The organism is Variovorax sp. Varisp85 (assembly GCF_047304045.1).
Lineage (GTDB): Bacteria > Pseudomonadota > Gammaproteobacteria > Burkholderiales > Burkholderiaceae_C > Variovorax.
On the sequence record NZ_JBGLYN010000088.1, the window covers coordinates 1 to 26,608 of the forward strand.

Genomic DNA, 26,608 nt, shown 5'->3' on the forward strand with positions numbered 1-26,608 from the left:
TCGTCCGACGGCACGGCGAGCCAACTCGTGACGGTAACGATCACCGGGACCAACGACGTGCCGGTGATCGGCGGCGTCGCCAGCGGTGCGGTGACCGAGGATGCCTCGATGCCGAACCTCAGCACCGGCGGTGCGCTGACGATTGCCGATGTCGACCAGGGCCAATCCAACTTCACGCCTCAGACCGGCACCGGCGGCAGCAACGGCTATGGCAGCTTCACGCTCTCGGCCGATGGCAGTTGGAGCTTCACGGCCGACAACAGCCAGGTGGCGATCCAACAACTGGGTGCAGGGGAGTCGATCAGTGACAGCTTCACTGCAGTCTCGTCCGACGGCACGGCGAGCCAACTCGTGACGGTAACGATCACCGGGACCAACGACGTGCCGGTGATCGGCGGCGTGGCCAGCGGGGCGGTGACCGAGGATGCCTCGACGCCGAACCTCAGCACCAGCGGCGCGCTGACGATTGCCGATGTCGACCAGGGCCAATCCAACTTCACGCCTCAGGCCGGCACCGGCGGCAGCAACGGCTATGGCAACTTCTCGCTGGCGACCGACAGCACTTGGACCTATGCGGCCGACAACAGCCAAAGCGCGATCCAACAGTTGGGCGCGGGTCAATCGATCAGCGACAGCTTCACCGCAGTTTCCTCCGATGGAACGGCCAGCCAGGTGGTGACGGTGACGATCACCGGCACCAACGACGTGCCGGTGATCGGCGGCGTCGCCAGCGGCGCGGTGACCGAGGACGTATCGACGCCGAACCTGAGCACCGGTGGTGCGCTGACGATTGCCGATGTGGATACGGGCCAGTCCAGCTTCGCAGCCCAGGTTGGCACTGCCGGAAGCAGCGGCTATGGCAACTTCACGCTCGCAGCCAATGGCAACTGGACCTACACGGCCAACAATGGCCAAGCGGCGATCCAACAGCTCGGTGCAGGTCAGTCGATCAGCGAGAGCTTCACCGCGGTCTCGTCCGACGGAACGGCCAGCCAAGTGGTGACGGTAACGATCACCGGCACCAACGACGTGCCAGTGATCGGCGGCGTCGCCAGCGGCGCGGTGACCGAGGATGCCTCGACGCCGAACCTGAGCACCAGCGGTGCGCTGACGATTGCCGATGTCGATCAGGGCCAGTCGAACTTCGCGCCCCAAGCGGGCACTGCCGGCAGCCATGGCTATGGCAACTTCACGCTGGCGGCGAATGGCAACTGGACCTACGCGGCCAACAATGGCCAAACGGCGATCCAACAGCTTGGCGCAGGTCAAACGATCAGCGACAGCTTCACTGCAGTCTCGTCCGACGGAACGGCCAGTCAAGTGGTGACCGTGACGATCACCGGGACCAACGACGTACCGACGATTGGTGGTATGGCCAGCGCTACGGTGCAAGAAGACGTTGCGGTGTCCGGTGGCAGTCTCGCGGCCAGCGGCGCGCTGACGATTGCCGACGTGGATGCGGGCCAGTCGAATTTTGCGCCTCAAGCGAGCACCACCGGCAGCAATGGCTACGGCAGCTTCGCATTGGCAGCCGATGGCAACTGGACCTACACGGCCAACGACGGCCAGACGGCGATCCAGCAACTGGGCGCCGGTCAATCAATCAGCGACAGCTTCACTGCAGTCTCGTCCGACGGGACCGCCAGTCGGGTTGTGACCGTGACCATCGCCGGAACCAACGATGCACCCGTCCTGAGTGCTGCCGCGACACCCGCCCTGGCGTCGGTCAACGAGGATGCCGGCGCACCGGTCGGGGCCGTCGGGACGCTCGTATCGAGCCTGGTGAATCTGAATCCGCCGGCCGGCGGCCTCGACAACGTGACCGATGCAGACAACGGCGCCATCACCGGCATCGCGTTGTCGGGGGTGAATGCCTCCAACGGAAGCTGGTGGTATTCCACCAATGGCGGCGCCAGCTGGGCAGCGGTGGGTGCGGTGTCGGACGCGTCCGCGCTGCTGTTGGCCGCGGACGCGAACACGCGTGTCTACTTCCAGGCGAATTCGAACTTCAATGGGACAGTCGGCAATGGCGTCACTTTCCACGCCTGGGACCAGACGAGCGGCACGGCAGGCACCACGGCCAGCACCGTGACGAATGGAGGCAGCTCCGCGTTCTCGAGCGCCACCGACACGGCGAGCATCACCGTCAACGCGGTGAACGACGACCCGGTCGCCGCGACCGACAGGGTCATCGTGTCCAGCAGCACGCTGGTCACGCTGTCGGCGAGTTCGCTGCTCGGCAACGACACCGACATCGACGGTCTTGCCTTGACGATCACAGGCGTCAGCGGCGCGGTCGGGATTTCGGGCCTGACCCTGGACGCCACCAACGGCACGATCAGCTTCACCAGCGGCAGCACGGCGGGCGCCGCGGCCGGCAGTTTCCAGTACACCGTGTCGGACGGGGCCGGCGGCACCGCCACGGCAACGGCAACGATCGACGTCATGGCCGTGTCCACCGGCAACGCAGCCGACACGATCGATCTCAGCGCGGCCGGCACCTACCAGGCCTCCTTCATCGATGGCCGCGGCGGCGCCGACAACCTGACCGGCGGTGCGGGCGGTGACGTCTTCATCGGAGGCAGCGGCAACGGAGCCGACACGCTGCTCGGCTCTTCCGGCAACGACCTCCTGATCGGTGGCGACGGCAACGACACCCTGTCGGGCGGTGCCGGCAACGATGTGCTGCGAGGCGGCCTGGGCAGCAACGACTCGATGGATGGCGGTGCCGGCACCGAGGACCTGCTCGACTTCTCGGATGGGACCGTGGCGGTCAATTTCACGCTGGTCCAGAGTGCCGTATCTACCAGCATCGTCAACGGCACCGGCGGACTCGGTAACAACGACACCTACCAGAACATCGAAGGCGTGATCGGAACGGGCCTGGCCGACACCCTCACCGGCAGCGCCTCGAACGACATCATCCGCGGTGGTGCCGGCAACGACACGCTCGATGGGGCAGGGGGCACCGGTGACCTGCTCGACTTCTCGGACGGCACCGCCGGGCTCACGTTCACGCTGACGCAAAGCAGCAGCCCGACGAGCTTCAATGCCAGCGCCGCCGGGCTTGGCACCGACAGCTACAGGAACTTCGAGGGCGTCATCGGCACGGCCTTCGCCGACACGATCACCGGTTCGGCGTCGAACGATCAATTGCGCGGCGGCGGCGGCAATGACGTGATCAACGGCCTTGCGGGCGACGACCGCATCGTCGGTGGGGCCGGCGCCGACATACTCACCGGCGGCGCGGACAACGACACCTTCGTCTTCGACTCGGCACCCAATGCTGTGGATTCGATCACCGACTTCGATGCGTCGGGATCGGCGGCGAGCGGCGACCTGATCGAGCTGTCGCGCGGCACGTTCACGGCCCTCACGACTGCGAGCGGAAGCACGCTGTCGGCGGCCGAGTTCGCGTCCTTGAACGGCGGTGGCGCGGGAGACGTGGTGGGGGCGGGCGTGCACGTGATCTACGACAGCGCGACGGGCAACCTGTATTACGACGCCGACGGCCTGGGCGCCGCCAACCGCACGCTGGTGGCGACGTTGACGCTGAGCAATCCGGCCGACACCTTCGACAGCAACGACATCAAGGTCGGGCTGTGAGAAACCGCCCGCCGCCCGCGGGTGCGGGTGGCAGCACAAGAGAGAAATCGACATGAAGCCTCTTCTCCAGCTTCTCGAGCGGCCGCTTCTTTTCGTTGCGGGCTTCTCGTTCTTCGTGAACCTGCTGCTGCTCGCCCCCGCGCTTTTCATGCTGCAGGTTTTCGACCGCGTGCTGACGAGCCAGAGCCGGGAGACGCTGCTGGTGCTGCTGATCGGCGTCGCCGTGGCGCTCGGCCTGATGCTGATGCTGGACTACCTGCGCAGCCGGCTGCAGGGCGTCGCGGGCAATCTGATCGCCGACCAACTGTCTCCGGTGGTGGCCAAGGTCATGCTGGCCCGCACGGCGCGGCGCGCCGAGCGCGTGCCTTCCGAAGGCTTGCGCGACGTCGCGGCGCTGCGCAGCCTGTTTTCCGCCCAGGGCCTGCTGGCCCTGTTCGATGTGCCATGGACATTCGTCTATGTCGCGGTCATCTGGATGGCGCATCCGATGCTGGGCATGGCCGCCGCCGCCGCGTCGGTGCTGATGCTCATCCTTGCCGTGGTGAACGACCGCATCACGCGCCGCGACATCGAAGCCCTGCAGAAGGACGCTGCCAGGGCCACGCGCTACCTCGAATCCTCGATGCAGAACGCGGAGCTGGCGCAATCGCTCGGAATGGGGGAGGCGGTGATCGGGCGCTGGCGGGATCTCAACGCCGGCGTCGCCGCGCGGCAGGGGCCGACCGCGCGCAAGTCGGTGGCGATGGCTGCGCTCACGCGCACCACGCGCCAGGCGGTGCAGGTCCTGTTGCAGGCACTGGGTGCCTACCTCGTCATCACGGGCGAAGGCACGCCGGGCATCCTGGTGGCCTGCACCATCCTGCTCGGCCGGGCGCTGGCGCCGGTCGAACAGGTGGTGGGGAGTTGGCGCGTGCTGGCCGAGGGGCGCCTTGCCTTCGCGCGCCTGTCCGAGGTGCTGGGTGCCGCTGAGCGGCAGCCGCAACGCATGGCGCTCCCGGCGCCGAGTGGCCGCCTGTACGCGGAGGGCCTCGTGTTCCGGCCTCCGCAGGGCGAGCGGATGATCCTCGCGGGCGTGTCGCTGAGCCTGGAGCCCGGCGAGTCGCTGGCCATCACCGGCCCCAGCGGCGCCGGCAAGTCGACCCTGGTGCGCCTGTTGACCGGCCTGTGGCGGCCGCATGCAGGTGTCGTACGGCTGGACGAGGTCGACCTCGCGCAATGGCCGCGCGAAGAACTCGGCCCCTGGCTCGGCTATGTGCCGCAGGATGTCGAGCTGTTCGCCGGCACCGTTGCCGACAACATCGCGCGGTTGGGCGAGGTCGATGCGGACAAGGTCGTGCAGGCGGCACAGCGCGCCGGCGTGCATGCGCTGATCCTGGCGCTGCCCGAGGGCTACGACACCGTCGTCGACAACATGGGCGTGATGCTGTCGCCGGGCCAGCGCCAGCGCATCGCGCTGGCACGCGCGCTCTATGGCAACCCGAAGCTGCTGGTGCTGGACGAGCCCAACTCCAACCTGGACGGGGCGGGCGAACTGGCGCTGGGCGAGGCCTTGAAGGCGCTGCGCGGGCAGGTCACGGTGGTCGTGGTCACGCACCGCAGCGCGCTGGTGCAGCATATGGACAAGCTCCTGGTGTTGGAGGCCGGCCGCGTCAAGCAGTACGGACCGGCGGCGGAGGTGATGCAGACGATCAGGCGTTCGGGCCAGAACACGGGCAGCGCCCAGGTGGTGATGATGCCGTCGCGCCCTGCGGAGAAGGTGTCATGAGCGCCGCGCCGGGCCGCCCCAAGCAAGCTCGCACCGCAGTGCGCAGCACGGAGGTTGTCCGATGACTCACACGGCGCATGCCATCGCGGCCAACGACCCTCTTGCGCTGCATATGCGCGAAGCGCGCCGCCTGATGCACTGGGGCCTGGCCGTGCTGGTCTGCGGATTTCTGCCGGCCGCCGCGTGGCTGGGCTTCGCGCCGCTGTCGTCCGCCGTGGTGGCGCAGGCCTATGTGAAGGTGGACCTGAACCGGCGCCCGGTGCAGCATGCCGAAGGCGGCATCGTGCGCGAGGTCCTGGTGCGCGACGGCCAGCATGTGCGGCTGGGCGAGCCCCTGCTGGTGCTGGGCGACGTCTCGGTCGATGCCGACAGGAACCGGCTGGACCACCGCGTCAAGACCGAGCGCGCCAGCCTCGCGCGGCTCGACGCGGAGCAGACCATGGCGCGCACGATCACCTTCGCTCCCGACGTGGTCGAGACCGCGGCGGCCGACCCACGCCTGGCAGCGCAACTGGACAAGGAGCGCGCGCTGTTCGAGGCGCGGCGCGATGCGCTGGTGGGGCAGGTGCGCCTGCTGCGTTCGCAGCGCGAGAAGGTGGCCGAGGAGATCGGCGCGCTGCGCGCTCAGATCATGCAGGCGAGCGAGTCGATGAAGTTCCAGAAGAACGATCTGGAGACCAACCGCAAGCTGCTCAAGGATGGCTTCATTTCGGCCACGCGCATCGCGCAGCTCGAAGGCACCGTGGCCGACTACGGCGTGAAGATCGAGGAGCGGCGCGCGGAGCTGGCGCGCGCCGAGCAGCGCACGGTCGATGCCGATCTGCGCATCCGCTCGCTCGAGAGCGACTACCGCCAGCAGGCGAGCGACCAGCTCAAGGTCACGGCGGCGCGACTGGCCGAGATCGAGCAGGAGCGGCGCAAGTCGGCCGACGCCTCGGCGCGCCAGGTGATCACGGCGCCGGCCAGCGGCGAGATCATCGATCTGAAGTATTCGACGCCCGGCGCGGTGATCCCGCCTCGCGAGACCATCGCCGACGTGGTGCCGGACGACACCCGCCTGGTGACCGATGCGCGCGTCCGCCCCGAGGACATCGGGCGGATTCAACGCGGGCAGCCGGCCGACATCCGGTTCACGGCATTCAAGTACCGCACCACGCAATTGGTGCACGGCAAGGTGATCTATGTGTCGGGCGACCGCCTGGTCGACCATGCGACCGGCGCTCCCTACTACTCGGTGCTGGTCGAGGCCGACCCGGCTTCTCTCGCGACGGCGGGAGACCTGAAGCTGCTCGCCGGCATGCCTGCCGAAATCTACCTGCGGGGAGAGGAGCACACCGCGCTCCAGTACATGGTGGAGCCGATCACCCAGGTGCTGCGCCGCGCCGCGCGCGAGCGTTGATGCGCCGCAGCCCTGCGTGCGGCGGCGCTGGCGCAGGGGGCAAAATGCGGGCATTCGCCGTGCGCGCCTTGCGCTTGAAAAATGTTCTGCTGCTTCGGCGGGACCTGAAGCGGCAAGTCATCGTTATCTATGGACATTGAACACACCTGGGCCGGCCGCTTGTCGGTTGCACCGATGATGGATTGGACGGACCGCCATTGCCGGTACTTCCATCGCCTTCTGTCGCGCCACGCATTGCTCTACACCGAGATGGTGACGACCGGTGCGCTGGTGCATGGCGACGTGCCCCGGCACCTGCGCTTCCACGCCGAGGAACACCCGGTCGCACTGCAGCTGGGCGGCAGCGAGCCGGCGGACCTGGCGCACTGCGCGAAGCTCGGCGAAGAGTGGGGCTACGACGAGATCAACCTGAACTGCGGCTGCCCGAGCGAGCGCGTGCAGCGCGGCGCTTTCGGCGCCTGCCTGATGAACGAGCCGCAACTGGTGGCCGACTGCGTGAAGGCGATGGTCGATGTGGTGAGCGTGCCCGTCACGGTCAAGCACCGCATCGGCATCGACAAGATCGAGAGCTACGAATTCGTGCGCGACTTCGTGGGCCAGGTGAGCGAGGCTGGTTGCCAGACCTTCATCGTGCACGCGCGCAATGCGTGGCTGAAGGGACTGAGCCCGAAGCAGAACCGCGAGATTCCGCCGCTGCGCTACGAGCTGGTGCACCGGCTGAAGCACGAGTTTCCGTCGCTGCGGTTTTCCATCAACGGCGGTATCTCGGTCAGCGCACAGGTGCACGAACACCTGCGCCTGCTCGACGGCGTGATGGTCGGGCGCGAGGCGTATCACAACCCCTGGTGGCTGGCCGAGTGGGACGCAGAGTTCTACGGCGCAGAAGCGCAATCGCTGACGCGCGACGAGGTCGAGTCGCTGATGTGCGACTACATGGCGCGCGAGGCGGCCGAGCATGGCACGCAGTGGTGGTCGATCGCGCGGCACATGCTGGGCCTGCGCAACGGCTTGCCGGGCGCGCGGCGCTGGCGCCAGGTCTGGAGCGATCACCGGCTCAAGATGCTGCCTGCGCACGAGGTGATGGCGATGGCGCGCGAGCCGGCTGCGCAAGCCGCCTGAAGCCCCACACGCATCGCACGCTTTCCCCAAAAGCAGGCCCGCCGCGGCTTGCTGCCTTTTGTTGAAACATTGTTTCGAAATCTCTACTTCGCGATAAGTGGCGCGTCAACCGTTTTTTGCTGAAAAATGAGGAGCATCAGGGACATAAAAAGGTTTGGATAAATGAATGACGCGGTTGGCGGCAAAGAAGAGGTAAGTGCGCTCGCCAGGGGCCTGGCTCTCCTCAGGGTCATCGGCATGGCATCGGCACCCATAGGCAATCGCGAACTGGCTGACACCACGGGCATCCCCAAGGCCACGGTGTCGCGGCTCACCGCCACGCTGGTGAGTGCGGGGTATTTGCGACAGTCGCAGGACAGCGAGCGCTTCAGCCTCGGCCCGGCGCTGCTCGACATGAGCAGCCGTTACCTGCGCCAATTCGACCTGCGCACGGTGGCGCGGCCGCACCTGGCGGCGCTGTCGGAATCGGCCGGCGTGAGCGTGCACATGGGCGTGCGCGACGAACTCGACATGCTCATCATCGATTCGGTGCGGCCGCGTTCCATGGTCATCAGCTCGCGCATCGAGGTGGGCACGCGCATGACCATCGCCACCTCGGCCGCCGGGCGCGCCTACCTGGCGGCGTTGCCGGCGCAGGACCAGGCCGAACTGCTGGCGCAGATCCGAGCCGAGAGCGGGGAGAGCTGGAGCGCCATCGAGCCCAGCCTGATGGCCGGCCTCGACGAGTACGCCCGGCTGGGCTACTGCGGCTCTTTCGGCGAATGGAATCCGCACATCCACGCCATCGCCTTCGCACTGGAGGGCCCGCGCGGCGAACGCTACTCAGTGAGCTGCGCCGGCCCCGCATACCTGCTGCCCAAGGACACGATGGTGGTGCGCATCGCGCCGCTGCTGCTGGAGACGGCGCAGCGTCTCGCCGGGGAAGCAGGAACCTCGAGCCAGGAATGAGGGGCGCTCGGCCCTGATTGCTCAGCTTCAGCACGTAGCCCCGGCCGCATTCCAATGCGCCATGGAGGTGTTCCTCGCCGGCACGGCGCCGCGCTGGCAGGTTTCAGTTCGCGGCTTCGAGGCCGTTCTGGAAGTGCTCCCGCATGCGGGCCATGGCGGCTTCCGCGTCGCGCGCCTCGATGGCGGCCATCACCGAGCGGTGCTCCGCCAGCGACTCCGCAATGCGCCCCGCCTTCAACAGCGAGTTGTGCCGGTTGAGCTTCATCACCTTGCGCAGGTCGGCCACCATCTGGTCGCGCCACTTGTTGTTGGCGATGGCCAGCAGCTGCATGTGGAAGCGCTCGTTGATCGCGAAGAAATGCTCGCGGTTTCCGACCGCGGCTTCCAGCTCGGCATGCAGCGCCTTCAGCTCCGCACGCTGCGCGTCGGTGGCACGCTCGGCCACCACGCCGGCGGCATCGCTTTCCAGCAGTGAGAGCAGGTGGTAGACGTCGGCCAGGTCCTGCTCCGACACCTCGGTGACGTAGGCGCCGCGCCGCACCTTCATCGTGACCAGGCCCTCGGCCGCCAGCACTTTCAAGGCCTCGCGCAGCGGCGTGCGGCTGATGCCGTATTCCTCGGCCAGCTTGAGTTCGTCGATCCAGCTGCCGGGCTCCAGCTCGCGGCGGAAGATCCGCTGGCGCAGCAGCTCGGCCACCTCTTCGTAGAGGGCGCGGGGGGTGAGGGTAACGGCGGACATGGGCCGGACTGTACTGCAAAAATGGGGTTTGAATTAATAATTATGGATCGGTTAGACTCGCGGCCGGCTTGCAAATCCGTGCAGGCGAATTTGCGAATACCCTGAAAGACCCTGCGAACGGCCCCTTCATGAGCAGCACACCCGAACCCTCTTTCAAGCCCGCCGATCTCGAAGCCTGGGCCAAGGCCGCTGCCAAGTCAGCGCCGGGCGGCGACGTGAATGCGCTGAACTGGATCACGCCCGACGGCATCGCCGTGAAGCCGCTGTACACCGCCGCCGACCTGCAGGGCCTGAAGTACACCGACACGCTGCCCGGCTTCGAGCCCTACCTGCGCGGCCCGCAGGCCACCATGTACGCGGTGCGCCCCTGGACCATCCGCCAGTACGCAGGCTTCTCCACCGCCGAAGAATCGAACGCCTTCTACCGCAAGGCGCTGGCTGCCGGCGGCCAGGGCGTGAGCGTGGCCTTCGACCTCGCCACCCACCGCGGCTACGACAGCGACCACCCGCGCGTGACGGGCGACGTCGGCAAGGCCGGCGTGGCGATCGATTCGGTGGAAGACATGAAGATCCTGTTCGACCAGATCCCGCTGGACAAGGTCAGCGTGTCGATGACGATGAACGGCGCCGTGCTGCCGGTGCTCGCGGGCTACGTGGTCGCGGCCGAAGAGCAGGGCGTGGCGCAAGACCAGCTCAGCGGAACCATCCAGAACGACATCCTCAAGGAGTTCATGGTCCGCAACACGTACATCTTTCCGCCAGCGCCGAGCATGCGGATCATCGGCGACATCATCGAGTACACGGCGCAGAAGATGCCCAAGTTCAACTCGATCTCGATCAGCGGCTACCACATGCAGGAAGCCGGCGCCAACCAGGCGCTGGAACTGGCCTTCACGCTGGCCGACGGCAAGGAGTACGTGAAGACCGCGCTGGCCAAGGGCCTCGATGTGGACGGCTTTGCCGGTCGCCTGAGCTTCTTCTGGGCCATCGGCATGAACTTCTATCTTGAAGTCGCCAAGATGCGCGCAGCGCGCCTGCTGTGGTGCCGCATCATGAAGGAGTTCAACCCGAAGAACCCCAAGAGCCTGATGCTGCGCACGCACTGCCAGACCTCGGGCTGGAGCCTCACCGAGCAGGACCCGTACAACAACGTGGTGCGCACCACCATCGAGGCGATGGCCGCGGTGTTCGGCGGCACGCAGTCGCTGCACACCAATGCGCTCGACGAAGCCATCGCTCTGCCCACCGAGTTCAGCGCCCGCATCGCGCGCAACACGCAGCTCATCATCCAGGAAGAGACGCACATCACGAGCGTGATCGACCCCTGGGCCGGCAGCTACATGATGGAGAAGCTCACGCAGGACATGGCCGATGCGGCTTGGGCCATCATCGAAGAGGTCGAGGCGATGGGCGGCATGACCAAGGCGGTCGACAGCGGCTGGGCCAAGCTCAAGATCGAGGCGGCCGCCGCCGAGAAGCAGGCGCGCATCGACTCGGGCAAGGACGTGATCGTGGGCGTCAACAAGTACAAGCTCAAGACCGAGGATGCGATCGACAGCCTCTCCATCGACAACGTGATGGTGCGCGAGCAGCAGGTCGCGCGGCTGCAGAAGATCCGCGCCTCGCGCGACGGCGCCAAGGTGCAGGCCGCGCTCGACGCGCTGACCGAAGCCGCGGAGAACGGCACCGGCAACCTGCTCGCACTCAGCATCGATGCGGTGCGCCTGCGCGCCACGGTGGGCGAGATTTCGGATGCGCTCGAAAAATCATTCGGCCGCCATCGGGCCGACACGCAAAAGGTGACCGGTGTGTACGCTGCTGCCTACGATTCGGCCGAGGGCTGGGAAGCGCTGAAGACCGAAATCAACGCCTTCGCCGAAGAACAGGGGCGCCGTCCGCGCGTGATGATTTCCAAGCTCGGGCAGGACGGTCACGACCGCGGCGCCAAGGTGGTGGCCACGGCCTTTGCCGACCTGGGTTTCGACGTCGACATGGGCCCCCTGTTCCAGACGCCCGAAGAGTGCGCGCGGCAGGCCATCGAGAACGACGTGCACGCTGTCGGCGTCAGCACGCTGGCCGCCGGCCACAAGACGCTGGTGCCGGCCATCATCGACGAGCTGAAGAAGCAGGGCGCGGACGACATCATCGTCTTCGTCGGCGGTGTGATCCCGCGGCAGGACTACGACTTTCTCTACGAGGCCGGCGTCAAGGGCATCTACGGCCCGGGCACGCCGATTCCGGCCAGCGCCAAGGACGTGCTGGAACAGATCCGCGCGGCGGTCTCGGCCTGAGAAGCGACGTGGGCGATCTCTTGTCGCGGCTGTCGCTGCAGCCGGTGGATTCCAGCGATTTCGAGGCCATGCTGGCCTTGCGCATCGACGCGATGCGCCCGAGCCTGGAGCGCGTGGGCCGCTTCGACCCGGCGCGTTCGCGCGAACGCCTGAACGCGGGCTTCGTGGTGCCCTACATGCACCACATCGTGCTCGACGGCGACCAGCGCATCGGCTTCGTCACACTCAAGCCCGAGGGCAGCGACGCGCTGCGCCTCGAGCACCTCTACCTGCGCACAGGCTTCCAGGGGCTGGGCATCGGCGAATGGGTGCTGGAGTGGGCCAAGTCGCAGGCGCGCGAGCAGCATCTCGACATCAAGCTCACTGCGCTCGTGCAGAGCGACGCCAACCGCTTCTATTTGCGGCACGGCTTCGTGCTCGAAGGCGAGGAGGGCGTCGACCTGCATTACCGCTGGCGCGTGTCTCCGGAGGACGCGTGCTGAACACCGTGCAAGCGCTGGAAAGCGCGGTCGTCGATACGTCGGGCATGTCGCAGCGCCGCGCGATCGCCAAGGCGATCACGCTGCTCGAATCGACCCGCGACGACCACCGCGCGCAGGCCGACGAGCTGCTCACCGCGCTGCTGCCGCGCACCGGGAACTCGTTTCGCCTCGGCATCTCGGGCGTGCCCGGTGTGGGCAAGTCGACCTTCATCGAGACGCTGGGCCTGCTGCTGATCGGCAAGGGGCATCGCGTGGCGGTGCTTACCATCGATCCTTCGTCCACCGTGTCGGGCGGCTCCATCCTCGGTGACAAGACGCGCATGGAGCACCTCTCGGTGCACGAGCGCGCCTACATCCGGCCCAGCCCGTCGAGCGGCACGCTGGGTGGCGTGGCCGAGAAGACGCGCGAGGCGATGCTGGTGTGCGAGGCGGCCGGCTACGACATCGTGATCGTCGAGACCGTGGGCGTGGGCCAGAGCGAAACGGCGGTGGCCGGCATGACCGACATGTTCGTGCTGATGCAGCTGCCCAACGCGGGCGACGACCTGCAGGCGATCAAGAAGGGCGTGATGGAGCTCGCCGACCTGGTCGTCATCAACAAGGCCGACATCGACAAGGATGCCGCCACGCGCGCGCAGGCGCAGATCACCTCGGCGCTGCGCCTTTTCGGCCACCAGGGCAACCCGGACCACGCGCATGCGGTGCACGACGCGCATAGCGGCACGGAGGTGCGCTTCTGGCTGCCCAAGGTGCTGCAGCTCAGCGCGTTGGCAGGCACGGGCGTCGACGCGTTCTGGGACGCCGTCACGCAGTTCAGGCAACTGCAGACCGCCAACGGCAGGCTCGCCAAACGCCGCGAGAAGCAGGCCACCGCGTGGATGTGGGAGCGCATCGACGCGGGGCTCAAGCACGCCTTCAGGCATCACCCGCAGGTGCGCGAGCTGCTGCCCGAACTCACGCAGCAGGTGGCACAGGGCACGTTGCCCGCATCGACCGCGGCGCGCCAATTGCTTGCGGCGGCCGCCATCACCGCCAGGCCATGACACCACACGAAATTCAGGACCACAGCTTCGGAAGCACACCATGCAAGAACTGATCGAACAACTCGAAAAGCGTCGCGCCCAGGCGCGTCTCGGCGGGGGGCAGAAGCGCATCGACGCGCAGCACGCCAAGGGCAAACTCACGGCGCGCGAACGCATCGAGCTGCTGCTGGACGACGGCACCTTCGAAGAGTGGGACATGTTCGTCGAGCACCGCTCGGTCGATTTCGGCATGGCCGAGCAGAAGATCCCCGGCGACGGCGTGGTCACCGGCTACGGCATGATCAACGGCCGCCTCGTGTTCGTGTTCAGCCAGGACTTCACTGTCTTCGGCGGCGCGCTCAGCGAGGCCCATGCCGAGAAGATCTGCAAGGTGATGGACCAGGCCATGAAGGTCGGTGCACCAGTCATCGGTCTCAATGACTCGGGCGGGGCGCGCATCCAGGAGGGCGTGGCCTCGCTCGGCGGCTATGCCGACGTGTTCCAGCGCAACGTGATGGCCTCGGGCGTGGTGCCGCAGATCAGCATGATCATGGGCCCGTGCGCGGGCGGCGCGGTGTACTCGCCGGCCATGACCGACTTCATCTTCATGGTGAAGGACTCGAGCTACATGTTCGTCACCGGCCCTGAGGTGGTGAAGACCGTGACACATGAAAGCGTCACTGCCGAAGAGCTCGGCGGCGCCGTCACCCACACCACGCGCAGCGGCGTGGCCGACATGGCGTTCGAGAACGACGTCGAGGCGCTGATGATGCTGCGCCGCCTGTACAACTACCTGCCGCTCAACAACCGCGAGAAGCCGCCGGTGCGCCTGGGCAACAACGGCCAGGGCGATCCGGCCGACCGGCCCGACTATTCGCTCGACACGCTGGTGCCCGACAACCCGAACAAGCCCTACGACATCAAGGAGCTGATCCTCAAGGTGGTGGACGATGGCGATTTCTTCGAGCTGCAGCCCGACTATGCGAAGAACATCGTGATCGGCTTCGCCCGCATGGAAGGCCAGACCATCGGCATCGTGGCCAACCAGCCGCTGGTGCTGGCGGGCTGCCTCGACATCAAGTCGAGCATCAAGGCCGCGCGCTTCGTGCGCTTCTGCGACGCCTTCAACATTCCCGTGGTTACCTTCGTCGACGTGCCCGGCTTCATGCCCGGCACCGGCCAGGAGTACGGCGGCATCATCAAGCACGGCGCCAAGCTGCTCTACGCGTACGCCGAATGCACGGTGCCGAAGATCACCGTCATCACCCGCAAGGCCTACGGCGGCGCCTACGACGTGATGGCCTCCAAGCACCTGCGCGGCGACGTCAACCTCGCCTGGCCGCGCGCCGAGATCGCGGTGATGGGCGCCAAAGGCGCCGTGGAAATCATCTTCCGCGAGGACAAGAACGATCCGGAAAAGCTCGCCGCCCGCGAGGCCGAGTACAAGGCCCGCTTCGCCAACCCGTATGTGGCTGGCGCGCGCGGCTACATCGACGACGTGATCCTGCCGCACGAGACGCGCAAGCGCATTTGCCGCTCGCTGGTGATGCTGCGCGAGAAGAAGCTCGAGAACCCGTGGCGCAAGCACGGCAACATCCCCCTGTGACGGGCACGGAGAAGAAGAACATGTTCAAGAAGATCCTGATTGCGAACCGTGGCGAAATCGCCTGCCGCGTCATTCAAACGGCCAAGAAGATGGGCATCCTCACCGTCGCCGTCTACTCCGACGCCGACAAGGAAGCCCGCCACGTCGAGCTGGCCGACGAGGCCGTGCACATCGGTGCCGCGCCCAGCCGCGAGAGCTACCTGCAGGCCGACCGCATCATCGCGGCCTGCAAGAAGACCGGCGCCGAGGCCGTGCATCCGGGCTACGGCTTCCTCTCGGAGAACGAAGCTTTCGCGCGCAAGGTCGAGGAGGAGGGCATCGCCTTCATCGGGCCGAAGCACTATTCGATCGCCGCCATGGGCGACAAGATCGCCTCCAAGAAGCTCGCGAACGAGGCCAAGGTGAACACCATCCCGGGCTGGAACGATGCCATCGAGACGGCCGAGCGCGCGGTCGAGATCGCGAAGGACATCGGCTATCCGGTGATGATCAAGGCCTCGGCCGGCGGCGGCGGCAAGGGCCTGCGCGTGGCCTTCAACGACAACGAGGCCTTCGAGGGCTTCACCTCCTGCCGCAACGAGGCGCGCAACAGCTTCGGCGACGACCGCGTGTTCATCGAGAAGTTCGTCGAGGAGCCGCGCCACATCGAGATCCAGGTGCTGGGCGATTCGCACGGCAACGTGATCTACCTGAACGAGCGCGAATGCTCCATCCAGCGCCGCCACCAGAAGGTAATCGAGGAGGCGCCGTCGCCCTTCATCTCCGATGCCACGCGCAAGGCGATGGGCGAGCAGGCGGTGCAACTGGCCAAGGCCGTGAAGTACCAGAGCGCGGGCACGGTGGAGTTCGTGGTCGGCAAGGACCAGAGCTTCTACTTCCTGGAAATGAACACGCGGCTGCAGGTGGAGCACCCGGTCACGGAGTGCATCACCGGCCTCGACCTGGTGGAGCTGATGATCCGCGTGGCGGCCGGCGAGGCGCTGCCGCTCACGCAGGAGCAGGTGAAGCGCAATGGCTGGGCCATCGAATGCCGCATCAACGCCGAGGACCCGTTCCGCAGCTTCCTGCCTTCGACCGGCCGCCTGGTGAAGTTCCAGCCGCCGGCCGAGACCATGTTCGCAAGCGACACCGAGCATCTGAACGGCGTGCGGGTGGACACCGGCGTGTACGACGGCGGCGAGATCCCGATGTACTACGACTCGATGATCGCCAAGCTCATCGTGCACGGCAAGGATCGGCAGCACGCGATTGCCCGCATGCGCGAGGCGCTCAACGGCTTCGTGATCCGCGGCATCAGCAGCAATATCCCGTTCCAGGCCGCGCTGCTCGCGCATCCGAAATTCGTGGCGGGCGATTTCAACACCGGCTTCATCGCCGAGCACTACGGCAAGGGCTTCCATGCGGAAGACGTGCCGCACACCGATCCGTCGTTCCTGGTTGCGCTCGCGGCCTACGTGCACCGCCGCTATCGCGCGCGCGCATCGGGCATCAGCGGGCAGCTCGAAGGTCACGGCGTGAAGGTGGGCGAGCAGTTCGTCGTGGTGGAGATGGGGCCGGAAGGCAAGCATGTGCACCACCCGGTGTCGGTCACCGATTTCCACGGCAAGACTGGCGCGAGCGCGGTCGCCGTCGGCGGCAAGAACTACAAGATCGACAGCGGCTTTGCGCTCGGCGCCATCCGCGTGCAGGGCACGGTCAACGACCGGCCCTTCACCGCGCAGGTCGAGCGCGGGGCGGGCAAGAACCCGCTGGCGCTGCGCGTGTCGCACGACGGCACGCAGATCGAGGCGATGGTGCTGTCGCCGCTGGGCGCGCGGCTGCTCGAACTCATGCCCTACAAGGCGCCGCCGGACCTGAGCAAGTTCCTGATGTCGCCGATGCCGGGCCTGCTGGTCGAGGTGTCGGTGCAGCCGGGGCAGCAGGTGCGGGCCGGCGAGAAGCTGGCCGTGATCGAGGCCATGAAGATGGAAAACGTGCTGTTCGCTTCGCAGGACGGCGTGGTGGGCAAGATTTCGGCGGAAAAGGGCGAGTCGCTCGCCGTCGATCAGATCATTCTGGAGTTCAACTGATGGGTGCCAACGACTTGCAACAAACGATCACGCTGCACCGGCCTGCGAAGGCCGCGGCGCCGCAAGGGCCATGGACGGTCGAAGCGATACAGGCGCTTCTCGACAAGCCGCTGATGGACCTGCTGTTCGAGGCGCAGACCGTGCATCGCCAGCACTTCCCGGAAGGCGATATCGAACTGGCGACGCTGCTCTCGGTCAAGACCGGCGGCTGCCCCGAGAACTGCGGCTACTGCCCGCAGTCGGCCGAGTTCGACACCGGCGTGAAGGCGCAGAAGCTCATGGAAGTCGACGAGGTGGTGCGCGCCGCGCAGGCCGCCAAGGACGCCGGCGCCACGCGCTTCTGCATGGGCGCCGCATGGCGGGCGCCGAAAGACCGCGACGTCGAGAAGGTGGCGGTGCTGGTCGAGGCCGTGAAGGGGCTGGGCCTGCAGACCTGCGCCACGCTCGGCATGCTGGAGCCGCACCACGCGCACCAGCTCAAGGCTGCGGGCCTGGACTACTACAACCACAACCTCGACACCGCGCCCGAGTACTACACCGACGTGGTCGACACGCGCACCTACCAGGACCGGCTCGACACCCTGGCCCATGTGCGCAGCGCCGGCATCAGCGTGTGCTGCGGCGGCATCGTCGGCATGGGCGAGGCGCCGGTGCACCGCGCGGGGCTGATCGCGCAGCTGGCCAACCTGAACCCGTACCCCGAGTCGGTGCCGATCAACAGCCTGGTGCGCGTGCCCGGCACGCCGCTGGCCGATTCGGAGCCGGTCGATCCCTTCGACTTCGTGCGCATGATCGCAGTGGCCCGCATCACCATGCCGACCGCGCGCGTGCGGCTGTCGGCCGGGCGCCAGCAGATGGGCGATGCGGTGCAGGCGCTGTGCTTCATGGCGGGCGCGAATTCGATCTTCTACGGCGACAAGCTGCTCGTCACCGGCAACCCCGACGTCGAGGCCGACACGGTGCTGCTGCGCAAGCTCGGGCTCAATGCGCGGCAGGTGCAGGAGCAGCCGGAAGGTTGCGCGGCATGAGCACCAACGCACGCCCCTTCAAGGTCCTGGGCATCCAGCAGATCGCCATCGGCGGACCCGACAAGCTGCGGCTGCAGAAGCTCTGGGTCGACATGCTGGGGCTCGAAGTCACGGGCACCTTCAAGAGCGAGCGCGAGAATGTCGACGAAGACATCTGCGCGATGGGCGCGGGGCCGTTCAAGGTCGAGGTCGACCTCATGCAGCCGTTGGACCCCGAGAAGAAGCCCGCCGTGCACACCACGCCGCTCAACCACGTGGGCCTGTGGATCGACGACCTGCCCAGGGCCGTCGAGTGGCTCACGGCGCAGGGCGTTCGCTTTGCGCCCGGTGGCATCCGCAAGGGCGCGGCCGGCTTCGACATCTGCTTCCTGCATCCGAAGGCGAGCGACGAGTTTCCGATCGCGGGCGAGGGCGTGCTGATCGAGATGGTGCAGGCGCCACCCGAGGTGGTGGCAGCCTTCAGCGCGCTGGCCGCTACGCGTTAAGTACTTTCTTGATCGGCGGCCTGACGTCCGAACGCTGAGGCGGCAGCATCGGCTGGTGCTCGCGCGCCGGGTTCAGGATGATCGAGGTCGCCGTCTCGGTGAGGATGCAGAACTTGGTGACCACCGCATCGAGGTGGCTCACGTCGATCACCGCGATCTCGAGGATCCAGCTGTCGTCGCCGGTCACGTTGTAGGCATTGACGCATTCGGGCGTCTGCTGCACCAGTTCCACCACACGCGCGTAGTCGGCGCGGCCCACGCGGATGATCGCGCGGATGCCGTAGCCGAGCTTGCCGAGGTTCACCGTCGCGCGGTAGCCGCTGATCACGCCCGCGGCCTCCAGCTTCTTCACGCGTTCGGTCACGGCGGGCTGGCTCAGGTGCACGCGGCGGCCCAGTTCTGCCATGGTCAGGCGCGCGTCGTTCTGCAGTTCGGCGAGGATGCGGGTGTCGTGGGCGTCCAGGGCGGGATTCAAGGAAAAGTCCATGCAACTCCTTTAAATCGACGGTTTGGCGAGGGCAGAACCATGAATCTTGCATGGCTGCCGGGGGATCGCTTTCATACCATGACCGGCATCTCACACCAAGAAGAAACACTCTCCACATGCCGACTCTCGCTTCTCCCGCCCAAGCTGCACCCATTGCCGCGCGCCCTGGGCTGCCGCCGCTGCTGCTGTGGCTCTGCCTCGCCGCCACGTGGGTGGTCTGGGGCTCGACCTACCTCGCGATCAAGTACGCCCTGATCAGTTTTCCGCCGTTTCTGCAGATGGGCTCGCGCTTCCTGTTCGCGGGCGTGCTGCTGGCGCTCTGGATGCGCTGGCGCGGCGCGCCGTGGCCATCGCTCGCGCAGTGGCGCAATGCCTTCGTCGTCGGCGCGCTGATGCTCGGCGGTGGCATGGGCGGCACGGCGAATGCCGAGGTGTCGATCGGCTCGGGGCTGGTGGTGGCGTTCATCGCGGTGATCCCGCTGCTGATTGCGCTGATGAACCTGATCTGGGGCGTGAAGCCGTCGCGGCTGGAGGCCGCTGGCATCGCGCTCGGCCTCGTCGGCGTGCTGATGCTGACGCAGGGCAGCGGTTTCCGTTCCTCGCCCGACGGGCTGATCGCCATCTGCATCGCCTGCGTCTGCTGGTCGCTGGGCAGTGTGCTGAGCCAGCGCAGCCTGCTGCTGGCGCCCGGCGCGATGGGCTTTGCGAGCGAGATGCTTTGCGGCGGCCTGGTGCTGATGGGGCTTGCCGCGATGTCCGGCGAAACGATGAGCTGGCCGCTGCAGCCCGAAGCGGTCGCCGCGTGGATCTACCTCGTGGTGTTCGGTTCGCTGATTGCCTTCAACGCCTACATGGTCCTGCTCGCGAAGGCGCCTGCTGCGCTGGCCGCGAGCTACACCTTCGTCAATCCGGTGATCGCGATGCTGCTGGGCGTGTGGATCGCCAACGAGACGGTCACTCGCTTCGAGTGGTACGCCGTGGCCGTCGTCTTGGCTGGTGTGCTGCTGATGCTCTTCAAGCGAAGAGCATGAAACTCGATTTCCGGTAACACCGCGGAACCGGCTTTGCCGGGCCGCAGGTGTTGCCCCCGGAAGGGGGGTGGCGGAGCGACACGAAGTGCGCGAAGCCTGGGGGAGAGCTTTGCTATGCGCCGGGGCGGCGCCACACCGCAAGCGTAGCCGCGAGCAGCCACATGCCGGCTGCGCAACTGCGGTTCATGGCCTTGAGGCCGCGCTGCGAGAGAAAGCGCACGGCCTGCGTGCCGGCCGACGCATAGGCCAGCATCACGCAGGTGTCGAGTGCGACGAACACCGTGCCCAGCAGCAGGTACTGCGGGCCTTGCGGCTTCGCGATGTCGATGAACTGCGGCAGGAAGGCAGCGAAGAACAGCACCGTCTTCGGATTCGACAATGCCACCGCGAGGCTGCGCATCAGCGCCACGCGGCCCTGTGGCCGGACCTCGAGCGGCGACTTGGCCAGCGCCGTGCCGAGGTCGGCGGCCTCGCTGCGCCAGAGCTTGATGCCCAGCCACACGAGGTACGCCACGCCGGCGATGCGGATCGCGTTGAAGAGCCACTCCGAAGCCGCGAGCAGCGAGCCCAGCCCGAGCGCGACGACGGCGATCAGCGTGACGCTGCCGAGCGACGCGCCGGCAATCCCCCAACTTGCACGGCGCATGCCGCCTTCGATGCCGTTGGACAGCGCCAGCAGCATCGTCGGCCCCGGAATCAGGGCCAACGCGAGCGAGGCGACGACGTAGATGAGCAGGGTGTCGAGTGTCATGGCTTGGTGGTGGTCGGCGGGCGTTGTCGTTGTTGCGAGGCGGCGCGGGCACGCGCCAGTGCGGCTTCGACGATGGCGCGCTTGCGGGCGCCGGCGTCTTGCAGGGCTTCGGGCTCGGGCGCCTTGTCGGCCAGCCGCGCGTCGGTGTTGCGGTGCCGGCCATGCACCTCGTAGCGGCGCCGCGCGCTGACAGCTTGTTCAGTCGACCAGGCCTGCCAGCCACTGAGGCCGGGCGTCTCGACTTCGAGCGAGATGCAGTCGACGGGGCAGACCGGAATGCACAACTCGCAGCCCGTGCAGTGGGCTTCGATCACGGTGTGCATCCGCTTGTTGATGCCGACGATGGCGTCGGTGGGGCAGGCATCGAGGCACAGCGTGCAGCCGATGCACCAGGCTTCGTCGATGACCGCCATGGCGCGCGGGCCTTCGGTGCCGAATTGGGCATCGAGGGGAAGGGCGGCGCGGCCGGTGAGTTGCGCGAGCCGCTCGATGCCTTCGGCACCGCCCGGCGGGCACTGGTTGATGCCGGCCTCGCCGCCGGCCACGGCCTGGGCGTAGCTTGCGCAATCCGGGTAGCCGCACCGCGTGCACTGCGTTTGAGGCAGCGCGTCGTTGATGCGTGCGGCGAGCCCGTCCATGGGGTGAAGCTGCGCGCGCTTCAGCGCGCAGTCGGCCTTTTCTTCACGGCCACGCTCGCGGCCTTCTTCACTGGAACTTTCTTGGCCGCGACGGCGGCTGCCTTGCGCTCCGGCTTGATCGTGTCCTCTGCTGCGAGGCCGCCACGGTTGCCGGCACGGCTTTGCGGCTGGTCGTTGGCCGCGATGAACTTCAGCACCTTCGGATAGACCAGTTCGCGCCAGCGGCGGCCGCTGAAGATGCCGTAGTGGCCTGCGCCCTTGACTTCGTAGTGCTCGCGCTTGTCGTCGGCGATGCCGGTGCACAGGCTGTGCGCGGCTTCGGTCTGGCCCGAGCCCGAGATGTCGTCGAGTTCGCCTTCGATCGTGAGCAGGGCGGTGGAATGGATGTCCTGCGGATGCACGCGCTCCACCTGGCCCTTGGGGTTCTTGACGTCCCAGGTGCCATTGACCAGGTTGAACTCCTGGAACACGGTGCGAATGGTCTCGAGGTAGTAATCGGCGTCCATGTCGAGCACGGCGTTGTACTCGTCGTAGAACTTGCGGTGCGCCTCGGCACTGGCGTCGTCGCCCTTGATCAGGTCCTTGAAGTAGTCGTAGTGGCTGCTGGCGTGGCGGTCGGGGTTCATTGCCACGAAGCCGGTGTGCTGCAGGAAGCCGGGATAGACCTTGCGGCCTGCGCCGGGGAAGCCCTGCGGTACGCGATAGATCACGTTGTTCTCGAACCACTCGAAGCTCTTGTTCATCGCGAGGTTGTTGACCGCGGTGGGCGACTTGCGCGCATCGATGGGCCCGCCCATCATGGTCATGGTCAGCGGCAGCTGCTCGCCGCGGCTGGCCATCAGCGACACGGCGGCCAGCACCGGCACGGTCGGCTGGCACACGCTCACCACGTGGCAGTTGCCATATTCGGCCTGCAGGCGGCGGATGAACTCCTGCACATAGTTGATGTAGTCGTCGAGGTGGAACTCGCCTTCCGACAGCGGCACGAGGCGCGCGTTCTTCCAGTCGGTGATGTAGACCTTGTGGTCCTGCAGCATGGTGCGTACGGTGTCGCGCAACAGCGTGGAGTAATGGCCCGACAGCGGCGCCACGATCAGCACCACGGGCTGGCTCTTGAGCGTCTTGAGAATGTGCGGCTCGTCGGTGAAGCGCTTGAAGCGGCGCAGCTCGCAGAACGGCTTGTCGAGCTCGACGGCCTCCTGGATCACCACATCTTCACCGTCGACCTTCACCGACTTGATGTTGAACTCGGGCTTCTCGTAGTCCTTGCCGAGCCGGTAGAGCAGGTCGTAGCCGGCGGCCATGCGCTGGGCCATGGGCACCTGGCCCCACACGGCGCCCTGGCCGTAGAGCTTGGAGGCCGCCTGGGCGAAGTCCGAGAAGGGCTCCATCAAGGAACGCTGGGCTTCGTAGAGTTGGTAGAGCATCGCTGGTGTTGGAGTGGAATGTTGCGGTGCAATATATCAGCGCCGTCGGCAAGGTGCAGGGGCCTTACCCCTACGTAGATCCCCCACCGGGACCATTTTTCACCAAATGTGAAGGAATTGTCGTGAAACGAATTCCCTCACATCTAGCTGACCGTCAGATGACCTTGGCAATCGACGCGCAGACGTAGTCGATGTTCTTGCTGTTGAGCGCGGCCACGCACATGCGACCGGTGTCGGTGCCGTACACGCCGAACTCGTTGCGCAGGCGCACCATCTGGTCCTTGGTCAGGCCCGAGTAGCTGAACATGCCGATCTGCGTGGTGATGAAGCTCATGTCCTGTTTCACGCCTGCAGCCTTGAGGCCGTCGACCAGCTTCTGGCGCATGGCCTTGATGCGCACGCGCATCTCGCCGAGTTCCTTTTCCCAGAGGGCGCGCAGCTCGGCGTTGTTGAGCACTGCAGCCACCACGGCGCCGCCGTGCGTGGGCGGGTTGCTGTAGTTGGTGCGGATGGCGATCTTGAGCTGCGACAGCACGCGGCCCGCTTCTTCCTTGCTTTCGCACAGCACCGACAGGGCACCCACGCGTTCGCCGTACAGGCTGAAGCTCTTCGAAAACGAGGTCGACACGAAGAAGGTCAGGCCGGCATCGACGAACTTGGCGACGGCCGCGCCGTCTTCCTTCAGGCCGTAGCCGAAGCCCTGGTAGGCCATGTCGAGGAAGGGCACGAGGCCCTTGGCCTTGACGGCGGCGACCACCTGGTCCCACTGGGCCGAGGTGATGTCGTAGCCGGTCGGGTTGTGGCAGCAGGCATGCAGCACGACGATGGTGCCGGCCGGCGCCGCGTTCAGGGCGGCCAGCATGCCGTCGAAGTTGATGCCGCGCGTGGCTGCGTCGTAGTAGGGGTAGCTTTCGACTTCGAAGCCCGCGTTGGTGAACAGCGCGCGGTGGTTTTCCCAGCTCGGGTCGCTGATCAGCACCTTGGCGTTGGGGTTGAGCCTCTTCAGGAAGTCGGCGCCGACCTTCAGGCCGCCGGTGCCGCCGATGGCCTGGATGGTGGCGACGCGGCCCGAGGTGACGGGTTCGCTGTCGGCGCCGAAGACCAGCGCCTTCACGGCGTTGTCGTACGCGGCAATGCCGTCGATCGGGAGATAACCGCGCGCCGTGGGCGCTTTCATCATGTTCTGCTCGGCCGCCTGCACGCACTGGAGCAGGGGCAGTTTGCCGTTGTCGTCGTAATAGACGCCGACGCCGAGATTGACCTTGCTGGGGTTGGTATCGGCTGCAAATTGCTCGTTGAGGCCGAGGATCGGGTCGCGCGGTGCCATTTCGACCGCGGTGAACATAGACATGGAAAGGTCCTTTGGGATGAAAGCTGCGCTGCAACCGGAGGAGGCTTTATCCTTTCCGGTTGCCTTGAATTTTACCGGCGCGAGCGCCACCTGTCGGGAACAGCCATGCCAGAGAACAACGAAGCCATAGCAGACCTGAAGAAACTGGACCCGATCGGCCCGGCGAAACAGGGGGAATTCGTCCGCTATCCGGGCTCGCCCTTCGAGCTTTTCCAGCCCTATCCGCCGGCCGGCGACCAGCCGACGGCCATCGAGGGGCTGGTCGAGGGCGTGATCGACGGCGAGGTGTTCCAGACCCTGCTGGGCGTGACCGGTTCGGGCAAGACCTACACCATGGCCAACGTGATCGCCCGGCTGGGCCGCCCGGCCATCGTGTTCGCGCCCAACAAGACGCTGGCGGCGCAGCTCTACAGCGAATTCCGCGAGTTCTTCCCGAAGAACGCCGTCGAGTACTTCGTCAGCTACTACGACTACTACCAGCCCGAGGCCTACGTGCCGCAGCGCGACCTGTTCATCGAGAAAGACTCGTCCATCAACGAGCACATCGAGCAGATGCGGCTGTCGGCCACCAAGAGCGTGCTGGAGCGGCGCGACACGGTGATCGTGGCCACGGTAAGCGCCATCTACGGCATCGGCACGCCCGAGGACTACATGGAGATGCGGCTGATTGCCCGCGTCGGCGACAAGGTCGGCCAGCGCGACCTGATCTCGCGGCTGATCCGCATGCAGTACCTGCGCAACGAGCAGGACTTCGCCCGGGGCACCTTCCGCGTGCGAGGCGACACCATCGACGTGTTTCCGGCCGAGCACAGCGAACTGGCGATCCGCTTCGAACTGTTCGACGACGAGATCGAGTCGCTGCAGCTCTTCGACCCGCTGACGGGGCGCATCCGGCAGAAGGTGCCGCGCTTCACCGTGTATCCGTCGAGCCACTACGTGACGCCGCGCGACAAGGTCATGGCGGCGGTGGAAACCATCAAGATCGAGCTGGGCGAACGGCTCAAGGAACTGGTGGGCGCGGGCAAGCTGGTCGAGGCGCAGCGGCTGGAGCAGCGCACCCGCTTCGACCTCGAGATGCTCGCCGAAATCGGCCACTGCAAGGGCATCGAGAACTACACCCGCCACCTCTCGGGCGCTGCGCCGGGTGAGCCGCCGGCCACGCTGACCGACTATCTGCCGAAGGACGCGCTGATGTTCCTCGACGAGAGCCACCAGATGATCGGCCAGCTCGGCGGCATGTACAACGGCGACCGGGCGCGCAAGACCACGCTGGTCGAATATGGTTTTCGCCTGCCGAGCGCGCTGGACAACCGCCCGCTCAAGCTCGAGGAGTTCGAGACCCGCATGCGCCAGTGCATCTTCGTCTCGGCCACGCCGGCGCAGTACGAGAAGGACCATGCCGGCAACGTGGTCGAACAGCTGGTCAGGCCCACCGGGCTGATCGACCCCGAAGTCGAGGTGCGGCCCGCCACGCACCAGGTGGACGACGTGCTGGGCGAGATCCGCATCCGCGTCGAGAAGAACGAGCGCGTGCTCATCACCACGCTGACCAAGCGCATGGCCGAGCAGCTGACCGATTACCTGGGCGACAACGGCGTGAAGGTGCGCTACCTGCACAGCGACGTGGACACCGTCGAGCGGGTGGAAATCCTGCGCGATCTGCGCCTGGGCACTTTCGACGTGCTGGTGGGCATCAACCTGCTGCGCGAGGGGCTCGACATTCCCGAGGTTTCGCTGGTGGCGATCCTCGATGCCGACAAGGAGGGCTTCCTGCGCGCCGAACGGTCGCTGATCCAGACCATTGGACGGGCTGCGCGGAACCTGAATGGCAAGGCCATCCTGTACGCCGACCGGATGACCGATTCGATGAAGAAGGCCATCGACGAAACCGAGCGCCGCCGCGCCAGGCAGATCGCCCACAACGAAGCCAATGGCATTACGCCGCGCAGCATCGTCAAGCAGGTGCGCGACCTGATCGACGGCGTCTACAGCGAGAAGACCGGCAAGGAAATGGCCAAGCTCGACCTGGAACGCGCCAAGGTCGAAGACATGAGCGAGAAGGACATCGCCCGGGAAATCAAGCGGCTTGAAAAGCAGATGCTGGAACACGCCCGCAACCTCGAATTCGAGAAGGCGGCCCGGGTGCGCGACCAACTGGCGCTGCTGCGGGAGCAGGCATTCGGGGCGTCGGGCGGCGACAACATCGCGATCCTGCCGCAGTAGGCGGACCGCGCTAGTTCGGAGGTTCGCATTCTTCAAGCGAACCGCGCTGGGGTTTTACCCACCCCCGGTCTGTTTTTAACAAATGACGCTGCCGCCGAAGGCTTATGTGTTTATGTAGGGGGTGGCCGGTTCATTTAAAAA

The 26,608-nt window shown here is 66.5% G+C and carries 20 protein-coding genes; 14 read left to right on the forward strand and 6 right to left on the reverse strand.

All coding sequences use genetic code 11. The features are described 5' to 3' along the window. The 5 genes from ACCC97_RS25790 to ACCC97_RS25810 form a co-directional block, all read left to right on the forward strand. Positions 1–3,606: beta strand repeat-containing protein (locus tag ACCC97_RS25790; RefSeq protein WP_413335792.1), on the forward strand; the 3,606-nt coding region annotated here is incomplete at its 5' end. A gap of 52 nt (positions 3,607–3,658) precedes the next feature. Further along, positions 3,659–5,371: a type I secretion system permease/ATPase gene (locus ACCC97_RS25795; RefSeq protein WP_007828148.1), complete on the forward strand. Its 1,713-nt coding sequence runs from the start codon at positions 3,659–3,661 to the stop codon at positions 5,369–5,371. Positions 5,372–5,432: 61 nt separating this feature from the next. After that, a complete protein-coding gene (locus ACCC97_RS25800) occupies positions 5,433–6,770 on the forward strand; it encodes an HlyD family type I secretion periplasmic adaptor subunit (protein WP_413335794.1) in 1,338 nt (445 codons plus the stop codon). A 129-nt stretch (positions 6,771–6,899) separates the two neighbouring features. Continuing rightward, the gene (dusA, locus tag ACCC97_RS25805; protein WP_007828151.1) at positions 6,900–7,889 is read left to right on the forward strand and encodes a tRNA dihydrouridine(20/20a) synthase DusA; all 990 of its coding nucleotides are present in this window, start codon (positions 6,900–6,902) and stop codon (positions 7,887–7,889) included. 162 nt (positions 7,890–8,051) lie between these two features. Continuing rightward, the gene (locus ACCC97_RS25810; RefSeq protein WP_007828152.1) at positions 8,052–8,837 is read left to right on the forward strand and encodes an IclR family transcriptional regulator; all 786 of its coding nucleotides are present in this window, start codon (positions 8,052–8,054) and stop codon (positions 8,835–8,837) included. A 103-nt stretch (positions 8,838–8,940) separates the two neighbouring features. Here ACCC97_RS25810 and ACCC97_RS25815 read toward each other — a convergent pair whose 3' ends face one another. Continuing rightward, positions 8,941–9,576, reverse strand: coding sequence for a GntR family transcriptional regulator (locus ACCC97_RS25815; protein WP_007828153.1), 636 nt, complete (start codon positions 9,574–9,576; stop codon positions 8,941–8,943). 128 nt (positions 9,577–9,704) lie between these two features. Between ACCC97_RS25815 and scpA the strand changes: the two genes are divergently transcribed. The 7 genes from scpA to ACCC97_RS25850 are packed head-to-tail and all read left to right on the forward strand — an operon-like array spanning position 9,705 to position 18,559. Then, positions 9,705–11,867, forward strand: coding sequence for a methylmalonyl-CoA mutase (scpA, locus tag ACCC97_RS25820; protein WP_413335797.1), 2,163 nt, complete (start codon positions 9,705–9,707; stop codon positions 11,865–11,867). A gap of 8 nt (positions 11,868–11,875) precedes the next feature. Then, complete coding sequence (locus tag ACCC97_RS25825) at positions 11,876–12,349, forward strand: GNAT family N-acetyltransferase (protein WP_007828155.1); 474 nt, start codon at positions 11,876–11,878, stop codon at positions 12,347–12,349. Next, on the forward strand, positions 12,343–13,392 hold the full coding sequence (meaB, locus tag ACCC97_RS25830) for a methylmalonyl Co-A mutase-associated GTPase MeaB (RefSeq protein WP_056598027.1): 1,050 nt from the start codon (positions 12,343–12,345) through the stop codon (positions 13,390–13,392). The genes ACCC97_RS25825 and meaB overlap by 7 nt, the downstream gene beginning before the upstream one ends. A 40-nt stretch (positions 13,393–13,432) precedes the next feature. Continuing rightward, on the forward strand, positions 13,433–14,977 hold the full coding sequence (locus ACCC97_RS25835; protein WP_007828159.1) for an acyl-CoA carboxylase subunit beta: 1,545 nt from the start codon (positions 13,433–13,435) through the stop codon (positions 14,975–14,977). A 20-nt stretch (positions 14,978–14,997) separates the two neighbouring features. Beyond that, the gene (accC, locus tag ACCC97_RS25840) at positions 14,998–17,046 is read left to right on the forward strand and encodes an acetyl-CoA carboxylase biotin carboxylase subunit (RefSeq protein WP_413335800.1); all 2,049 of its coding nucleotides are present in this window, start codon (positions 14,998–15,000) and stop codon (positions 17,044–17,046) included. Continuing rightward, a complete protein-coding gene (gene bioB, locus ACCC97_RS25845; RefSeq protein ID WP_413335802.1) occupies positions 17,046–18,074 on the forward strand; it encodes a biotin synthase BioB in 1,029 nt (342 codons plus the stop codon). The genes accC and bioB overlap by 1 nt, the downstream gene beginning before the upstream one ends. Next, complete coding sequence (locus tag ACCC97_RS25850; RefSeq protein WP_007828164.1) at positions 18,071–18,559, forward strand: VOC family protein; 489 nt, start codon at positions 18,071–18,073, stop codon at positions 18,557–18,559. Before bioB ends, ACCC97_RS25850 begins: the two co-directional genes overlap by 4 nt. On the opposite strand, the gene ACCC97_RS25855 is transcribed toward ACCC97_RS25850, so the two are convergent. Beyond that, the gene (locus ACCC97_RS25855; RefSeq protein ID WP_007828166.1) at positions 18,549–19,046 is read right to left on the reverse strand and encodes an Lrp/AsnC family transcriptional regulator; all 498 of its coding nucleotides are present in this window, start codon (positions 19,044–19,046) and stop codon (positions 18,549–18,551) included. The two genes, ACCC97_RS25850 and ACCC97_RS25855, sit on opposite strands and share 11 nt — an antisense overlap. A gap of 116 nt (positions 19,047–19,162) precedes the next feature. On the opposite strand from ACCC97_RS25855, the gene ACCC97_RS25860 reads away from it, so the two are divergent. Continuing rightward, positions 19,163–20,077, forward strand: coding sequence for an EamA family transporter (locus ACCC97_RS25860; RefSeq protein WP_413335804.1), 915 nt, complete (start codon positions 19,163–19,165; stop codon positions 20,075–20,077). 112 nt (positions 20,078–20,189) lie between these two features. On the opposite strand, the gene ACCC97_RS25865 is transcribed toward ACCC97_RS25860, so the two are convergent. From ACCC97_RS25865 to ACCC97_RS25880, 4 genes are all read right to left on the reverse strand, one after another. Beyond that, positions 20,190–20,828 carry a LysE family translocator gene (locus ACCC97_RS25865; RefSeq protein ID WP_413314657.1) on the reverse strand — a complete coding sequence of 213 codons (639 nt, stop codon included), beginning with the start codon at positions 20,826–20,828 and terminating at the stop codon, positions 20,190–20,192. Further along, complete coding sequence (locus ACCC97_RS25870) at positions 20,825–21,466, reverse strand: RnfABCDGE type electron transport complex subunit B (RefSeq protein WP_413335806.1); 642 nt, start codon at positions 21,464–21,466, stop codon at positions 20,825–20,827. Before ACCC97_RS25870 ends, ACCC97_RS25865 begins: the two co-directional genes overlap by 4 nt. A 20-nt stretch (positions 21,467–21,486) precedes the next feature. After that, positions 21,487–22,893 (reverse strand): polyhydroxyalkanoate depolymerase, encoded by a 1,407-nt coding sequence (locus ACCC97_RS25875; RefSeq protein WP_007828179.1) that lies wholly within the window; start codon positions 22,891–22,893, stop codon positions 21,487–21,489. Between the two features lie 154 nt (positions 22,894–23,047). After that, positions 23,048–24,244, reverse strand: a complete 1,197-nt coding sequence (locus ACCC97_RS25880; protein WP_413335808.1) for an amino acid aminotransferase — start codon at positions 24,242–24,244, stop codon at positions 23,048–23,050. A gap of 105 nt (positions 24,245–24,349) precedes the next feature. Here ACCC97_RS25880 and uvrB point away from each other — a divergent pair, with 105 nt between their 5' ends. Then, the gene (uvrB, locus tag ACCC97_RS25885; protein WP_007828183.1) at positions 24,350–26,467 is read left to right on the forward strand and encodes an excinuclease ABC subunit UvrB; all 2,118 of its coding nucleotides are present in this window, start codon (positions 24,350–24,352) and stop codon (positions 26,465–26,467) included. Positions 26,468–26,608 lie beyond the last annotated feature (141 nt).

What these genes read in the sequence shown, in the direction of transcription:
- ACCC97_RS25795 (WP_007828148.1), top strand. Translation starts at nt 3,659, where the DNA reads ATGAAGCCTCTTCTCCAGCTTCTCGAGCGGCCGCTTCTTTTCGTTGCG.
- ACCC97_RS25800 (WP_413335794.1), top strand. Translation starts at nt 5,433, where the DNA reads ATGACTCACACGGCGCATGCCATCGCGGCCAACGACCCTCTTGCGCTG.
- dusA (WP_007828151.1), top strand. Translation starts at nt 6,900, where the DNA reads ATGGACATTGAACACACCTGGGCCGGCCGCTTGTCGGTTGCACCGATG.
- ACCC97_RS25810 (WP_007828152.1), top strand. Translation starts at nt 8,052, where the DNA reads ATGAATGACGCGGTTGGCGGCAAAGAAGAGGTAAGTGCGCTCGCCAGG.
- ACCC97_RS25815 (WP_007828153.1), bottom strand. Translation starts at nt 9,576, where the DNA reads ATGTCCGCCGTTACCCTCACCCCCCGCGCCCTCTACGAAGAGGTGGCC.
- scpA (WP_413335797.1), top strand. Translation starts at nt 9,705, where the DNA reads ATGAGCAGCACACCCGAACCCTCTTTCAAGCCCGCCGATCTCGAAGCC.
- ACCC97_RS25835 (WP_007828159.1), top strand. Translation starts at nt 13,433, where the DNA reads ATGCAAGAACTGATCGAACAACTCGAAAAGCGTCGCGCCCAGGCGCGT.
- accC (WP_413335800.1), top strand. Translation starts at nt 14,998, where the DNA reads ATGTTCAAGAAGATCCTGATTGCGAACCGTGGCGAAATCGCCTGCCGC.
- bioB (WP_413335802.1), top strand. Translation starts at nt 17,046, where the DNA reads ATGGGTGCCAACGACTTGCAACAAACGATCACGCTGCACCGGCCTGCG.
- ACCC97_RS25850 (WP_007828164.1), top strand. Translation starts at nt 18,071, where the DNA reads ATGAGCACCAACGCACGCCCCTTCAAGGTCCTGGGCATCCAGCAGATC.
- ACCC97_RS25855 (WP_007828166.1), bottom strand. Translation starts at nt 19,046, where the DNA reads ATGGACTTTTCCTTGAATCCCGCCCTGGACGCCCACGACACCCGCATC.
- ACCC97_RS25860 (WP_413335804.1), top strand. Translation starts at nt 19,163, where the DNA reads ATGCCGACTCTCGCTTCTCCCGCCCAAGCTGCACCCATTGCCGCGCGC.
- ACCC97_RS25865 (WP_413314657.1), bottom strand. Translation starts at nt 20,828, where the DNA reads ATGACACTCGACACCCTGCTCATCTACGTCGTCGCCTCGCTCGCGTTG.
- ACCC97_RS25870 (WP_413335806.1), bottom strand. Translation starts at nt 21,466, where the DNA reads ATGGACGGGCTCGCCGCACGCATCAACGACGCGCTGCCTCAAACGCAG.
- ACCC97_RS25875 (WP_007828179.1), bottom strand. Translation starts at nt 22,893, where the DNA reads ATGCTCTACCAACTCTACGAAGCCCAGCGTTCCTTGATGGAGCCCTTC.
- ACCC97_RS25880 (WP_413335808.1), bottom strand. Translation starts at nt 24,244, where the DNA reads ATGTCTATGTTCACCGCGGTCGAAATGGCACCGCGCGACCCGATCCTC.
- uvrB (WP_007828183.1), top strand. Translation starts at nt 24,350, where the DNA reads ATGCCAGAGAACAACGAAGCCATAGCAGACCTGAAGAAACTGGACCCG.